Source organism: Bradyrhizobium sp. Rc3b, assembly GCF_900114915.1.
In the GTDB taxonomy this organism is placed as follows: Bacteria; Pseudomonadota; Alphaproteobacteria; order Rhizobiales; family Xanthobacteraceae; genus Bradyrhizobium.
Genome location: NZ_FOUS01000020.1, coordinates 15,040 through 28,260 on the forward strand (window position 1 = coordinate 15,040; position 13,221 = coordinate 28,260).

Genomic DNA, 13,221 nt, shown 5'->3' on the forward strand with positions numbered 1-13,221 from the left:
GTCCGCAAGGGCACGGAAATTGTCTTTTATGTGGGCGACGACGATGGTTCTCCGTTGTCGACCAAGGACATGCGGGGGCGCGCAACGATTCAGGACGGCGGCAAGACCGTCGCCGTTCCGCTCGCGCCGGCCAATCCCAACCTGATGGCGGGAAAGCTGCAGGCCGAGCTGTCGCCAAAGGCCATTGTGGTGTTTTCCGCGAGTTTGCACGGTCATTCGCTGACGGCGAGATACACCGTGGAATAGTTGGCGCGCAATAGGTGGCCATGATGCAGGCCGATGGCCTGCAAGCGCCTGGATTTCTGGTGAATCGATGGAGACGCGGCGGTCTTGCCAGCCCGGCAGTCAGCGAAGCCCGCCGTTCGTCCGCAGGGATCGTACGAAATCGATCACTGCCAGAATCATGACGCTGACAACAATGATGATGAGCGGGATGGCCTTGATCCAAACCACCAGGATTCCAAGAAATGTCACCACGAGCGCGAGGCCGATGAGTCCGGTGATCGCATTGGTCATCGCACGTTCCTTTTCTCCGCACCGGGAGCCGATTTCGCCCCGGCGCTCGCGACTTTGCGCCGAGTGCCACGACCGGTGCGTCCGATGGTCCTGACAAGCCAGTGCGCCGTGCGCAGGAGGCGGGCATCGTTGTCGCGGCGGCCGACGAGCTGAACGCCGAGCGGAAGGCCGGTTTCGGAGCTCATCAACGGCAGGCTGATGGCGGGCACGCCGAGATAGGTCCAAAGCGTGCAGAAAATCGGGTTGCCCGTCGTCTCAATTCCGGGCGCCGGGCCCGGCGCTGCGGGCGTCAGGATCGCGTCATATTCGTCAAAGATATGGTCCAGCGCCTGATTGAGCGGCGCAATCCCGGACAGTGCGTTGCGATAATCCAGCGCGAGATGCGTGCGGCCGCGCTCGATCGCCTGACGCAGCGGTGTGCTCAGCCTGTCGGCGCCCCGCTGGTAGTCGCGCCGCAGATTGTGCGCCATATCGACTTCCATGATGATGCGGTGCATATCGACGGCCATGTCGAAGCTGGGCCCAAGCTCGACTTCGCTCGACGCGTCACCCAAAACCTCGACGAGCTCGGCAAAGGCATCATGCGTCACCGGCTCGGCCTGATCCCAGACCGGAGAGCGTACGAAGGCAAATCGCGGCGGTAACGGCGGCTCGCTCGCCGCGACCGTGGAGAATGGCGGACACGCAACAGACCGGGTGTCCGGATCCTCCTGGTCGAAGCCGGCGAGGGCCTCGGCGAGCAGGGCCACGTCCTCGACGCTGCGCCCAAACACGCCGACATGATCGAGCGTGCGCGACAATTCAAGCGCGCCGGTGCGCGGAATGATGCCGTGCGTGGGCTTGAAACCGACCACGCCGCAGAAGGCGGCGGGACGGATTACCGAGCCGTTGGTCTGCGAGCCGATGGCACCTGGCACCATCAGCGCCGCAACGGCCGCGGCGGAGCCCGAGGACGATCCGCCGGGCGTGTGAGCCGTGTCGTGCGGATTTCGAGTCTTGCCGGGATTGTAGTACGCGTACTCGGTGGTCACCGTCTTGCCGAGGATCACAGCGCCAGCCGCCCGCAGACGCGCCACGGCCGCCGCATCGCGGCGCGGCGTGCGTCCGGCCCACAAATCTGAGCCGAATTCCGTCGGCATGTCGCCGGTGTCGAAGATATCCTTGATGCCGACGGGCACGCCATGCAGCGGGCCTAAAGCCTTGCCGTGCTTGCGATGATCGTCGGCGGCCTCTGCCTGCCGCATCGCGTGGTCGGGATCGAGGAATGCCCACGCATGGATATCGCGATCGACCTCATCGATGCGCCTGAGGCAGTCGCCGACAAGCTCGGTCGAACTGAGGCGGCCATCGCGGATGCCGGTCGCAGCTTCCGTGAGACCGAGCGCGTTGAGACTCATGCGTCGACTTTCTGCGGTTTACCGGGTCCGCTCATCGGGATCCATAGAGATAGGTGGGCAGCCACAATGCGATCTCCGGGAAGATGTAGACCAACGCCATGGTGAGGAAGACGAGGCCGACAAAGGGAAGCGCGCCGGAGAAGATGTCGGTTAGCTTCACCTGAGGCGGCGCCACGCCCTTCAGATAGAAGGCGGCCATCGCGACCGGCGGCGTGTTGAACGCCGTCTGCGTGTTCAGTGCCACCAGGATGCCGAAGAAGATCGGATCGATGCCGTATTGGGGAAGCAGCGGCAGGAAAATCGGCACGAAGATGATGATGATCTCGGTCCATTCCAGTGGCCAACCGAGCAGAAAGATGATCAGCTGGGTCAGCAGCAGGAACTGGATCGGCGAAAGGTCCATCGAGGTGAAGAACTGCTCCACCACCGACTGTCCGCCAAGGACGGCAAACACCGCGGAAAACGTCCACGACCCGATGAACAGGTAGCAAACCATCGCGGTGGCGCGCACGGTCAGATACACGGATTCGCGCAGCATCTCGTAGTTGAGCGAACGATAGGCGGCCGCCAGAACCATGCTCATGAGGGCACCCACCGCGGCCGCCTCGGATGGCGTTGCCAAGCCAAACAGAATTGCGCCGAGCACCGAAACGATAAGCAACGCAAGTGGCAGGAATGACGTGGCAAGTGCCCAGACGACCTTGGACGTCGGCACGTCGGTCTGTTCGCGCGGCAGCTTCGGCGCGAGCGCGGGATTGATGATCGCGCGGGTCATCGCATAGAGGACGTAGAAGCCAGCGAGCAAGAATCCCGGAAAGAACGCGGCCGCATAAAGCTTGACCGCTGAAACGCCGGCGGTCGCCGCATAGACAATCAGGAGAATGCTCGGCGGAATCAGGATGCCGAGGCAGCCACCGGCGCAGACCACGCCTGCCGACAGCTTGGTGTCGTAGCCCGCTCGCAACATCGCGGGCAGGGCCAGCAGGCCCATCAGCGTGACAACGGCGCCGACAATGCCGGTGGCGGTCGCGAACATCGCGCAGGTGATCAGCGTGGCCACCGCAAGCGCGCCCGGCACGTTCTTCATCGACAATTGCAGCGAGTAGAACAGGCGGTCGAGAATGTTGGCGCGTTCGATCAAATAGCCCATGAACAGGAAGAGCGGAACCGCGACTAGAACGTCGCTGGACGTGACCTCGAACGTCTTCTGCACCAGCAGCGTGAAGATGCGATTCTGGAAGAAGTCCTGACCGGGGGTGTAGTAGGCATAGTAGCCGAACGAGACACCCATCGCCATCAGCGTGAAGGCTATCGGGAATCCGAGCATGATGATGAAGATGAAGAGGCCCAACATCAGCATGCCGAGTTGAGGATCGGTCATGCGCCTGGTCCCTTCTCGCGCTGCGGCTCAACCGCCTGCTGCTGATGCTCGCGGATGACGAGGCTCTCGGTTTCTTCCACGTCGTGCAGGCGTTGCGGCCATCGGCCGGTGCGGATGCAAAGCACACAGCGAATGATTTCGGCGATCCCTTGCAGGAACAGAAGGAAGCCGGTGAGCGGGATCAGCGCCTTCAGCGGAAACACCGGCACGCCGGCCGGACTGAAGATGCTGACCTCGCGGAACCGCACCGACATCTGGGCGTAATTCCAGCCCGCATACATCAGCGCCCCGATCGCCGGCAGGAAGAACAGGATATACAGGACGAGGTCTATCGTTGCCTGGGTGCGCGGCGACCAGAGGCGGTAGACCACGTCGGCGCGGACATGGCCGTTGCGCGAGAGCGTATATGCGCCGGCCATCAGAAACATCGCGCCATAGGTGATGTAGCTGATGTCGAAAGCCCAAGTGGTCGGCGCACGCAGCACGTAGCGCACGAACACCTCGTAGCTTACCCCCAGCGTAAGGACGAGAATCAGCCATGCAAACGCCTTGCCGACCCACGTGCTCAGCTCGTCGATGAAGAACAGAAATTTCGTCATGCGAGCCGAACTCGCTGCGAGCAATACATCCGGACGTCCCCCTAATTCGTGGGCGGCGCTTCGATCGCGCCGCCCCTCTATACGGCCTCACGCCAAGCGCCGCGACAGCCCTCAGACCTTGAGCACGCCAGGAAAGTGATGCTCGAAGGCGCCGCGGTAGTCCGTCGCGTTATTCGTGTTGTAGTAGACCACGCGGCGCACCCATTCCTTCTGCGAGTCCATGACTTTCTTCATGAATGGATCGGAGCCGAGCTGGGCGATCAGACCGTCCCATGCCTTGATCTGCGCGTCGAACACCGACTTCGGCGTCCGCGCGACGTTGACCTTGTCCTTGTTAATCAGCTCCTGCAGGTCCTTCGAATAATAATCCATGGCTTTCCATTCGTTGGCGGAGGACACAGCTTCGGCGGCGTATTGCAGGATTGCCTGCTGTTCCTTCGGCAGCGCGTTGAATTTCGTCCGGTTGAACATGATCTCGAAATATTCCGTCGCCTGATGATGGCTGCCCATCATGTAGTTCTTGGCGACATCCTGCGCGCCGAAGCGCCGGTCCGAGGTCGGATTGTTGAATTCGAACCCGTCGATCACGCCGCGCTCCATCGCGGGCACGATCTCGCCACCGGGTAGCTGCGCGACGGATGCACCCATCGCCTGGAAGAGATCGGCGGCCAGGCCCACCGTGCGATACTTCAAGCCCTTGAGGTCATCCGCGCTGGTGATGGGCTTCTTGAACCAACCGAGCGGCTGGGTCGGCATCGGCATGGCGAAGAAGCTCTTGATGTTGACGTTCATGATCTTGGTCTGGAGCTCCTCAAACAGCTCCTTGCCGCCGCCGTTGTGGATCCAGCCGAGGCCTTCGTTGGCGTTGAAGCCGAACACGGGGCCTGTACCGAACAGCGAGGCGGCCTTGTGCTTGCCGTACCAGTAGACAGTGACCGTGTGTGCGGCGTCGATCTGGCCGCCATGAACGCCATCGAATACCTGGAACGGATGCACGACCGAGCCGCCGACCAGATAGTCGATGCGCAGTCGACCTCCGGCCATCTCGTTGACGCGCTTCACATAGTCTTCGGCCATTTCGTTGAAGACATCGGCCTTGCCCCACGAGCCCTGCATCTTCAGGGTCGCCGTTTGCGCGCGGCTGACTTGCGGCATGGCGATGGTGGCAGCGCCGGCGGCGCCGGCCGTCAGCAAGAATTTGCGACGAGTGGTTCTGGTCTTTTCAGACTTTACAGTCATGGACGTCCTCCCTGGCGGCTTCGTTGTTCGAACGCGTTTCGGTGCGCGTCGATGACCGCTGGAGGTAGGCCGCATTCCAGCGACTTTGATCGAAGTTTGGACGTATTGCCGGCATCCGACAAGCTACCCGATGTCGCATTCCTTAGTCTTAGGCGATCCCATTCGAGCGTTCAGTAGTGAGATACTCACGGGCCTGTCGCGGCGCAGCAAAGATGAAGGCGAACGTCTGCATCGCGGCGTTCGCATGTTGAGTCTCGACAGGAATGTTGTGGCCGAGCCGGCTGACCGTCACGAGACCATGCCAACTCCAGTCGCCGGATGTGTGGAAGTCATCTAGACCACGGCATAGGCCAATGACCTTCCAAAGATCGGAGGGGGCGGAAACGCTCGGCGCAAGCTCCCGCATGATGTGGAGCACAAGCCGCGAGTGACAGCGGGGCTGGCCGCCGGCAGCCCGCTCCGGGGCTGTCGGTCGCGGTTTAGTTGCCCTGAGCGGTCGGGCCCATGACAGGAGGCGGCATCGGCCTGTCCGATTCCGTACCCCGCCGGGCTTCCCCTCAGCGCCGGCATGCCCTATGACGCTGCAACGCAAAAATCCCCCCAAAAGATAGTCATGATCCGCCTCGACAACGTCAGCAAGCAAGCCGGCCACCAGATCCTTTTCATTGAAGCCTCCGCGGCCCTCAACAAGGGGGAGAAGATCGGCCTGGTCGGGCCGAACGGCGCCGGCAAGACCACGCTGTTCCGGATGATCGCCGGTGAGGAACTGCCCGACGAGGGGCAGGTTTCGACCGATCGCGGTATCACCATCGGCTATTTCAACCAGGACGTCGGCGAGATGTCGGGCCGCAGTGCCGTGGCCGAGGTGATGGACGGGGCCGGCCCCGTCAGCGAGGTCGCGGCCGAGCTGCGCGAGCTCGAGGCCGCCATGGCCGATCCTGACAAAGCCGACCAGATGGACGAGATCATCACCCGCTACGGCGAGGTGCAGCACCGTTTCGAGGAGCTCGACGGCTACGCGCTCGACGGCCGCGCACGCGAAGCGCTGTCCGGCCTCGGCTTCAGCCAGGAGATGATGGACGGCGACGTCGGAAAACTCTCCGGCGGCTGGAAGATGCGCGTAGCGCTGGCGCGTATTCTTTTGATGCGCCCGGACGTGATGCTGCTCGACGAGCCGAGCAACCATCTCGACCTCGAAAGCCTGATCTGGCTGGAAAAATTCCTGCACGACTACGAAGGCACGCTGCTGATGACTTCGCATGACCGCGAGTTCATCAACCGCGTGATCTCAAAAGTGATCGAGATCGATAGCGGCTCGCTCACCACCTATACCGGCGACTACGAATTCTACGAGCAGCAGCGGGCGCAGAACGAGAAGCAGCAGCAGGCGCAGTTCGAGCGCCAGCAGGCGATGCTCGCCAAGGAGATCAAGTTCATCGAGCGCTTCAAGGCGCGCGCCTCGCATGCGGCCCAGGTGCAGAGCCGGGTGAAGAAGCTCGACAAGATCGAGCGGGTCGAGCCGCCGCGCCGCCGCCAGAGCGTGGCATTCGATTTTCCGCCGGCACCGCGTTCGGGCGAGGACGTCGTGGCGCTCAAGAACGTGCACAAGGGCTACGGAGCCAAGCGCATCTATGACGGGCTCGATTTCATGATCCGGCGCAGGGAGCGCTGGTGCGTGATGGGCGTCAACGGCGCTGGCAAGTCGACGCTGCTCAAGCTCGTTGCGGGTGCGAGCGAGCCGGACCAAGGCACGGTGGCGGTCGGCGGCAGCGTCAAGATGGGCTATTTCGCCCAGCACGCGATGGACCTGCTTGACGGCGAGCAGACGGTGTTTCAGTCGCTCGAATACGCGTTTCCGACCGCCGGGCAGGGAAGCCTGCGCGCGCTCGCCGGCTGCTTCGGCTTCTCCGGCGACGACGTCGAGAAGCGCTGCCGCGTGCTGTCAGGCGGCGAGAAGGCGCGGCTGGTGATGGCCAAGATGCTGTTCGACCCGCCGAACTTCCTGGTGCTGGACGAGCCGACCAACCATCTCGACCTCGCCACCAAGGAAATGCTGATCACGGCGCTTTCGGATTTCGAGGGCACCATGCTGTTCGTCTCGCATGACCGGCATTTTCTGGCGACATTGTCGAACCGGGTGCTGGAGCTGACACCGGAAGGCATCCACCAGTTCGGCGGCGGCTACACGGAATATGTTGCGCGCACCGGGCAGGAGGCGCCGGGGTTGCGGTCGTAATTGGGGGGCGGGTAGCCCGGATGGAGCGCAGCGCAATCCGGGATTCGTGCCACATGGGCAGTCGTGCGATGCGGATGGTCGCCCCGGATTACGCTTCGCTCCATCCAGGCTACGAAGTGCAGGTCGTTGGACCCGTAGCCCGGATGAAGCGCAGCGCAATCCGGGATTCGTGCCACATGGGCAGTCGTGCGATGCGGATGGTCGCCCCGGATTACGCTTCGCTCCATCCAGGCTACGAAGTGCAGGTCGTTGGACCCGTAGCCCGGATGAAGCGCAGCGCAATCCGGGATTCGTGCCACATGGGCAGTCGTGCGATGCGGATGGTCGCCCCGGATTACGCTTCGCTCCATCCAGGCTACGAAGTGCAGGTCGTTGGGCCCGTAGCCCGGATGAAGCGCAGCGCAATCCGGGATCAGTCTCCACGTTCGCCGAAATTGCCTGTGATCTCGCCAACGCCTCCCCAATCGGGAGCGAGCATACCAGCCCGAACGTAGCGATGGAGCGATGAGTACGGCCAATCGACCGGTGACGCGACGAGCCCGTGCTTGACCGGATTATAATGAATGTAATCGGCGCATCGTTCGAAATCCGCATCGTCGCGGACGGTGTGCTCCCAGAAACGCTTTTGCCACAAAGCGAATTCGCCACGGTCGTTGCGGGAGATCGGGGCGCCGGACGACGCCAGCCGGTGAGTGAATAGGCTCTTGATCCGCCGCCATCTCCCGGAGAAGTCAGCGTCTCGTCCGGGAGCGTCATGATGACGTGCAGGTGATCGGGCAGGATCACGATCGCGTCGATCTCGAATGGTCGTTCGGCCCGTGTGACGCGGAATGCGCCGCGCAGTTGGTCGACATGATCGATCAGCGCGGACGATGTTCGATCGTCCAGCGTCACGGTGAAGAAGAAGGTGCCGCCGGGAAGAAGATTGCGCCGATAGCGAACCATGCAGACCGTCCCGGATTACGCTTCGCTTCATCCGGGCTACAACCAGATCGAGAGATTTGCAATCAATTCGCTCGCTTGAACGCCCCGGCCGCCCTCGCTACGCTTTTGAAAAAAAGGGAGTGAAACGGCGATGAAGCAACTCCGGATCGGCGAGATCACCATCGACGCCGTGATCGAGCGGGAGGGGCCGTGGCGGCGGCCGCGGGATTTCTTCCCGGCCTATGACGAGGGCGTGTTCGGGCGTCATCTGCCGACGATGGAGCCGGAGGTGTTCGACGCCGCGCGCGGCATGATGGTCATCACCTACCAGACCTTTGTCGTGCGCACGCCCCGCTACACCATTTTGGTCGATACCTGCACCGGCGAGGACAAGGGCCATCCGCCGCCGTTCGATTTTCCGGGCAAGGAGCGCTGGCGCAACGAGCTGTTCGCGCTCGGCATCGGTTTTGAGCAGATCGACTACGTGTTCTGCACGCATCTGCATATCGATCACACCGGCTGGAACACGAGTTTGCGCGACGGCCGCTGGGTGCCGACATTTCCGAATGCGAAATACGTCTTTCAAGGGTGAATACGCGGCCTGGGAAGCGGAGAACGCCAAGGGCAGCAATCCGCCCGGGACCGTGTTTCGCGACAATTGCCTGCCGATCGTCGAAGCGGGGCAGGCGCTCTTGGTCGACGATGATTACGCGCTGGATGATACCGTCACCCTGACGCCGACGCCGGGGCACTCGCCCTGTCATTGCTGCGTGAACATTGTCTCGAAGGGCCAGCGCGCGGTGGTCGCGGGCGACCTCATGCATCACCAGATCCAGTGCCGCGAGCCGGACTGGTCGGCGAAGCCGGATTGGGACCCGAAGCAGTCGACGCTCTCGCGGCGAAAATTCTTCGCCTCCGTGGCGGACACCGACACGCTGATTTTACCGGTTCATTTCCCGGCGCCGACGGCGGGGCTGATCAAGCCGCTGGGCGACGCGTTTGATTATAAGTTCAAGCGGGAGTGAACCTCTTCACCTCGCCCCGCTTGCGGGGAGAGGTCGAATTTGCGCGAAGCGCAAATTCGGGTGAGGGGGACTCTCCTCGGGCTCAGCTGTCACCGCCCCGCGGAGACTCCCCCTCACCCCAACCCTCTCCGCGCAAGCGGGGCGAGGGGTAGATCGAGCGCGCCTTACGCGCTGACCTCGCACTTCTTCATAAAGCTGTTCTTGGCAGCGCCGGCGAGCGGCTTGCCGTCGGCGCTCACGGCCTTGGGCGCGCAGGCGTCGGCCTTGCACTTCTTCAGGAACGAGGTCTTGGCGGCGCCGGCGAGCGGCTTGCCGTCCTTGCCGACCGCCTTGCTCTCGCAGGTTTCTTGCGCGAAGGCCGAGCCTGCTGCAAAGGTGGCAACGATTGCAGCCAGGATAATCCGCTTCATCATAGGTGTCTCCGTAAACCAGAAATGGCGGAGAGATTGGAGCCGGGAATCGTGGCGCAATCAAGCTGGATGAGGGCCTGCCGTCCGGTCCGGCTGGCGATTTTTTCGAGTGGGAGTTGGCAACAGGCTCGCTTCCTGTTGCACTGCTCGCTGACCGCGGCGGGCAATGCTGCTAGGCTTGGCCAGCTCAGCTGGATGGAGCATCGTGATGGACGCCGTGATCCCGAAACACTGGGAAGCCGCCGATCAGCATTCGCACCTGGTTCGGCCGCAAGACATGGATTGGCAGACGACGCGCTTTCCGGGGTGCGAGGCCAAGACACTGCTGTTCGATCGCCGCACCGGCCTGATGACCGCCTTGATGCGGTTTGCGCCGGGATCGGTGCTGCCCGACCACGAGCATGTCGGCATCGAGCAGAGCTGGGTGATCGAAGGCGCACTCGTCGACAAGGAGGGGCCGGCCAAGGGCATCGCCTGCAAGGCCGGCGAATTCATCTGGCGCGAGGCAGGCAGCCGGCATGCCGCCTGGTGTCCGGACGGGGCCCTGATCCTCGCGATCTTCCAGGTGCCGAACAAGTTCTTCGAAGCCGACGGCCGCGTGGTCGACGCCGCCGGCCAGGATTGGGACGAGACTTGGGGGCACACCGGCGCAGAGGGAACGCGGAGCGCGCGATAGGCCGCTCTGCACAGTCTAAACCTTGCCGTCGATGCTTCTGATGAGCATGGCGACCTGAACGGCGATCAAGCGCCGCATCTCCTTGCCGCTCCTGGCTGTTTCCCGCAGTCCGCGCATGCCGAACACGAGGCAGCGCGCCAAAACTTCGGGCTCGTCCGCTCCCCTTGCGGACCGCACCTGATCCCCGATGAGCTCGACGACCAGGGACTGGAAATTGTCATAGACCTGTCGGACTGCGGGGAAGCGGAGGTCGAAGAGATCGGCCGAATCCGGATGCGCCTCGACCAGGTCGAAGCCATGACATCCCCAGGATTTGCAAGCGTGGAGCAGCTTGGCGTGAAGCCCGTCGAGGCGGGCGATCGCGGCCCTGATCTCGCGATGCTTCTGCTCGTCCATTCCCTGGATGACTGCCGCGAACACCGCGTCCTTGTCGGGGAAGAGCAGGTAGAGCGCGGGCCGCGAAATCCCCGCCTCAGAGGCGATGTCGCCCATCGTCGTTCGGGCATAGCCGTAGCGCGAAAAGACCGTGGTCGCAGCCGCGACGGCAAGCTGTTCTTTCGAGGCGCGGGATTGAACCATGATCTCCCCATCAATCGTCCGCATCTTGACAAAATGTCGATAATTGTCAATTTGTCATGATCAGGAAAAGCAAGAGGGTGTTGCGAGATGAACGACGAAGCGCGACTGGGGACGTGGAACGCCTATCAGGCCGCATGGGGGCCCGTTGAGGAGAGCGAACGGCGTCGGCTGCTCGAACAGAGCGTGGCCGCCGATTGCGTGTACACGGATCCGGGCTCGCAGGTGGCGGGGCGGGAAGCCTTGATGGCCCGCATCGGGCAGACGCAGCAAAAAATTCCGGGCGCCTACTTCAGGAACGACAGCTTCCTCGAACACCACGGGCAGGCGCTTTTCCGCTGGACCATGTACGACGGCGCCGGCCGCGTCTTCGTCAAGGGCGAGAGCTTCGGCCGCTTTGGCGAAGATGGTCGCCTGGTTCAGGCGACCGGCTTCTTCGAGGTGGCGGCGGCCACCGGCTGACCGTCCGCTGCCGCTAGAGATCGGGTCCGCCGTGTCTCGGCTCTGCGTCAGGTCCCGCGCGCCAGCAGGGCCTTGAAGTCGGCTCGCGCGCGCTGCGCCTCGGCACGCGCCACGTCCGAGGCGTCGCCCATGCCGAAATAGCCGTGGATCAGGCCGGGGCCCTCATGGTGCTTGACCCGCACGCCGGCGGCCTCCAGCGTCCGCGCATAGGCAGCGCCCTCGTCGCGCAGGGGATCGAACCAGGCGGTGGTCACGACCGCGGGTGCAAGGCCCGCAAGTGAGGCGGCCCGCAGCGGCGAGACGCGCCAATCAAGGGCGTGATCGGGCTCGGCGAGATAATGGCCGCAAAACCATTCCATCGTGGCACGCGTCAGAAAGTAGCCCTCGGCATTCTCGGCGCGTGAGGGATAGCGCGCGTTCTCGCGCACGTCGGCGTAAGCGCCGAGGACGTCGGTCACGGGGTAGACCAGCAATTGCGCGGCGAGCTTGATGCCAGCATCGCGGCAGGCGATCGCAGTGGTCGCGGCGAGATTGCCGCCGGCGCTGTCGCCGGCAACGCCGAGGCGTTTTGCGTCGCCGCCAAATTCCGCGACGCGGTCGAAGATATCACTCACGGCGGCGAAGGCGTCCTCGAACGCGCCCGGAAAGCGCGTCTCCGGCGGGCGGCGATAGTCGACGGAGATGACGACAGCGCCGGTCTCGATCGCAAGATTACGCGCCTGCCGGTCATGGGTCTCGAGGTCGCCCGCGACCCAGCCGCCACCGTGAAAGAACACCACGGTTGGCGCGGGCGTGCTACCGATCCGATAGACGCGTGCCGGAAGCGTGCCGGCGCCACCTTTCACCTTGATGTCCTCGACGCCGTCGACGGGCGGCGGCGGGATGGCGGCGCGCGAGGCAGCCAGTGCGCGCAAGGAATCGCGGGCGCTCTGTGGCGTCATGACCGTGGGATCGCGCATCGGCATGAGCGGAATGATCTGGGCGATGACGGGATCGAGTGGCGCGGCCATGGTTGCGGTCCTCCAGGGTTCTTGGTCTTGCTTGCCGCTTAGCATAGATTTTGCGCGCCGCATCGGCAACCGGCCGTGTCGTCAGGCCGGTGGATGAAGGGCCGGGAGGCTTTAGAGGGTGGAATTCGAAACGCTGGTCTAGTCATCCCGCAGCGTGCGTGGCTTCAAGAACGAGCCGGGTCGATCTCGGTGCGCCCTGCTACGGCATCGTGCTCGCGGCGCGGGACCGCGGTCTCGGCTCTGTCATCAACGGGCAGGGCATCATGCGCTCCGACATCGTGCGCGAGGTCGCGAGAAATTCCGGAGGACGAGATGATCATGACCTGCGTCGCGATGGGCTATCCCGACGACGACTTGCCGCGAACGCCGTTCGCTCGGACCGCGAGCATAACGAAGAGTTCGTGCGCTACGTGGGTTTTGCCGATTAGCATCATGAAGAGGAGATTATTCTCTCGCAAAATTTTTTTGGTGCGGAGTCGTTCGCGGCCTCTTGCAATCTCGAAGATGCGGGAGGAACAATATGCAGACTGAGAGGTTTGTTGCTGGCGCGAGGGAATTGACATGCGGCGGCTGGCTAGCCTGGTTCGATGGTTCTTCGGCCCGCGGCTGCGGCGCCCCATCGATGCTGATCCAAGTCTTCCTTTCACACCCGAAGAGTTCGGCCGGCTGATACGCAGCGGCAGGCATGAGGACATGAAGCTGCTGGCCGACGGCCTGGCCTGCCGGTCCATCCCGCACCGCGCCAGCCATCGCGCGACCCATTAGGGTGC

13 protein-coding genes and 2 pseudogenes are annotated in these 13,221 nt (G+C 63.3%); 6 read left to right on the forward strand and 9 right to left on the reverse strand.

The window, feature by feature from the left end:
* Nucleotides 1-345: 345 nt before the first annotated feature.
* The 5 genes from BM190_RS40810 to BM190_RS34365 all read right to left on the reverse strand — a co-directional run bounded on the left by BM190_RS40810 (nucleotide 346) and on the right by BM190_RS34365 (nucleotide 5,132).
* On the reverse strand, nucleotides 346-516 hold the full coding sequence (locus BM190_RS40810) for a hypothetical protein (RefSeq protein WP_018322909.1): 171 nt from the start codon (nucleotides 514-516) through the stop codon (nucleotides 346-348).
* Nucleotides 513-1,913, reverse strand: a complete 1,401-nt coding sequence (locus BM190_RS34350) for an amidase (protein WP_092261980.1) — start codon at nucleotides 1,911-1,913, stop codon at nucleotides 513-515. The genes BM190_RS40810 and BM190_RS34350 overlap by 4 nt, the downstream gene beginning before the upstream one ends.
* A 31-nt stretch (nucleotides 1,914-1,944) precedes the next feature.
* Nucleotides 1,945-3,294 (reverse strand): TRAP transporter large permease, encoded by a 1,350-nt coding sequence (locus tag BM190_RS34355; RefSeq protein WP_092261981.1) that lies wholly within the window; start codon nucleotides 3,292-3,294, stop codon nucleotides 1,945-1,947.
* A complete protein-coding gene (locus BM190_RS34360; RefSeq protein WP_092261982.1) occupies nucleotides 3,291-3,893 on the reverse strand; it encodes a TRAP transporter small permease subunit in 603 nt (200 codons plus the stop codon). Before BM190_RS34360 ends, BM190_RS34355 begins: the two co-directional genes overlap by 4 nt.
* 111 nt (nucleotides 3,894-4,004) lie before the next feature.
* The gene (locus BM190_RS34365) at nucleotides 4,005-5,132 is read right to left on the reverse strand and encodes a TRAP transporter substrate-binding protein (RefSeq protein ID WP_018322913.1); all 1,128 of its coding nucleotides are present in this window, start codon (nucleotides 5,130-5,132) and stop codon (nucleotides 4,005-4,007) included.
* 613 nt (nucleotides 5,133-5,745) lie between these two features.
* Between BM190_RS34365 and BM190_RS34375 the strand changes: the two genes are divergently transcribed.
* The gene (locus BM190_RS34375; RefSeq protein ID WP_028144936.1) at nucleotides 5,746-7,368 is read left to right on the forward strand and encodes an ABC-F family ATP-binding cassette domain-containing protein; all 1,623 of its coding nucleotides are present in this window, start codon (nucleotides 5,746-5,748) and stop codon (nucleotides 7,366-7,368) included.
* Nucleotides 7,369-7,780: 412 nt separating this feature from the next.
* Here the strand turns inward: BM190_RS34375 and BM190_RS41355 are convergent.
* Nucleotides 7,781-8,256 (reverse strand): annotated as a pseudogene (locus BM190_RS41355) (REP-associated tyrosine transposase).
* Nucleotides 8,257-8,443: 187 nt separating this feature from the next.
* On the opposite strand from BM190_RS41355, the pseudogene BM190_RS41790 reads away from it, so the two are divergent.
* Nucleotides 8,444-9,317, forward strand: a pseudogene (locus BM190_RS41790) (MBL fold metallo-hydrolase).
* Between the two features lie 164 nt (nucleotides 9,318-9,481).
* Here the strand turns inward: BM190_RS41790 and BM190_RS34390 are convergent.
* Nucleotides 9,482-9,730 carry a hypothetical protein gene (locus tag BM190_RS34390; RefSeq protein WP_092261984.1) on the reverse strand — a complete coding sequence of 83 codons (249 nt, stop codon included), beginning with the start codon at nucleotides 9,728-9,730 and terminating at the stop codon, nucleotides 9,482-9,484.
* A gap of 205 nt (nucleotides 9,731-9,935) precedes the next feature.
* Here BM190_RS34390 and BM190_RS34395 point away from each other — a divergent pair, with 205 nt between their 5' ends.
* On the forward strand, nucleotides 9,936-10,403 hold the full coding sequence (locus BM190_RS34395) for a cupin domain-containing protein (RefSeq protein WP_092261985.1): 468 nt from the start codon (nucleotides 9,936-9,938) through the stop codon (nucleotides 10,401-10,403).
* A gap of 15 nt (nucleotides 10,404-10,418) precedes the next feature.
* On the opposite strand, the gene BM190_RS34400 is transcribed toward BM190_RS34395, so the two are convergent.
* A complete protein-coding gene (locus tag BM190_RS34400) occupies nucleotides 10,419-10,982 on the reverse strand; it encodes a TetR/AcrR family transcriptional regulator (protein WP_092262067.1) in 564 nt (187 codons plus the stop codon).
* 87 nt (nucleotides 10,983-11,069) lie between these two features.
* On the opposite strand from BM190_RS34400, the gene BM190_RS34405 reads away from it, so the two are divergent.
* Nucleotides 11,070-11,441: a nuclear transport factor 2 family protein gene (locus tag BM190_RS34405; protein WP_092261986.1), complete on the forward strand. Its 372-nt coding sequence runs from the start codon at nucleotides 11,070-11,072 to the stop codon at nucleotides 11,439-11,441.
* 47 nt (nucleotides 11,442-11,488) lie between these two features.
* Here BM190_RS34405 and BM190_RS34410 read toward each other — a convergent pair whose 3' ends face one another.
* The gene (locus tag BM190_RS34410; protein WP_092261987.1) at nucleotides 11,489-12,451 is read right to left on the reverse strand and encodes an alpha/beta hydrolase; all 963 of its coding nucleotides are present in this window, start codon (nucleotides 12,449-12,451) and stop codon (nucleotides 11,489-11,491) included.
* A gap of 158 nt (nucleotides 12,452-12,609) precedes the next feature.
* Here BM190_RS34410 and BM190_RS34415 point away from each other — a divergent pair, with 158 nt between their 5' ends.
* Nucleotides 12,610-12,879 carry a nitroreductase family protein gene (locus tag BM190_RS34415; RefSeq protein ID WP_244550825.1) on the forward strand — a complete coding sequence of 90 codons (270 nt, stop codon included), beginning with the start codon at nucleotides 12,610-12,612 and terminating at the stop codon, nucleotides 12,877-12,879.
* Between the two features lie 133 nt (nucleotides 12,880-13,012).
* A complete protein-coding gene (locus tag BM190_RS34420; protein WP_018322924.1) occupies nucleotides 13,013-13,216 on the forward strand; it encodes a hypothetical protein in 204 nt (67 codons plus the stop codon).
* The last annotated feature ends 5 nt before the right edge of the window (nucleotides 13,217-13,221 follow it).

Bases quoted from the DNA above. Each gene is read 5' to 3' on its own strand.
- BM190_RS34395 (WP_092261985.1), top strand. From the start codon at position 9,936: ATGGACGCCGTGATCCCGAAACACTGGGAAGCCGCCGATCAGCATTCG.
- BM190_RS34420 (WP_018322924.1), top strand. From the start codon at position 13,013: ATGCGGCGGCTGGCTAGCCTGGTTCGATGGTTCTTCGGCCCGCGGCTG.
- BM190_RS34365 (WP_018322913.1), bottom strand. From the start codon at position 5,132: ATGACTGTAAAGTCTGAAAAGACCAGAACCACTCGTCGCAAATTCTTG.
- BM190_RS34400 (WP_092262067.1), bottom strand. From the start codon at position 10,982: ATGGTTCAATCCCGCGCCTCGAAAGAACAGCTTGCCGTCGCGGCTGCG.
- BM190_RS34405 (WP_092261986.1), top strand. From the start codon at position 11,070: ATGAACGACGAAGCGCGACTGGGGACGTGGAACGCCTATCAGGCCGCA.
- BM190_RS34350 (WP_092261980.1), bottom strand. From the start codon at position 1,913: ATGAGTCTCAACGCGCTCGGTCTCACGGAAGCTGCGACCGGCATCCGC.
- BM190_RS34360 (WP_092261982.1), bottom strand. From the start codon at position 3,893: ATGACGAAATTTCTGTTCTTCATCGACGAGCTGAGCACGTGGGTCGGC.
- BM190_RS34410 (WP_092261987.1), bottom strand. From the start codon at position 12,451: ATGGCCGCGCCACTCGATCCCGTCATCGCCCAGATCATTCCGCTCATG.
- BM190_RS40810 (WP_018322909.1), bottom strand. From the start codon at position 516: ATGACCAATGCGATCACCGGACTCATCGGCCTCGCGCTCGTGGTGACA.
- BM190_RS34355 (WP_092261981.1), bottom strand. From the start codon at position 3,294: ATGACCGATCCTCAACTCGGCATGCTGATGTTGGGCCTCTTCATCTTC.
- BM190_RS34390 (WP_092261984.1), bottom strand. From the start codon at position 9,730: ATGATGAAGCGGATTATCCTGGCTGCAATCGTTGCCACCTTTGCAGCA.
- BM190_RS34375 (WP_028144936.1), top strand. From the start codon at position 5,746: ATGATCCGCCTCGACAACGTCAGCAAGCAAGCCGGCCACCAGATCCTT.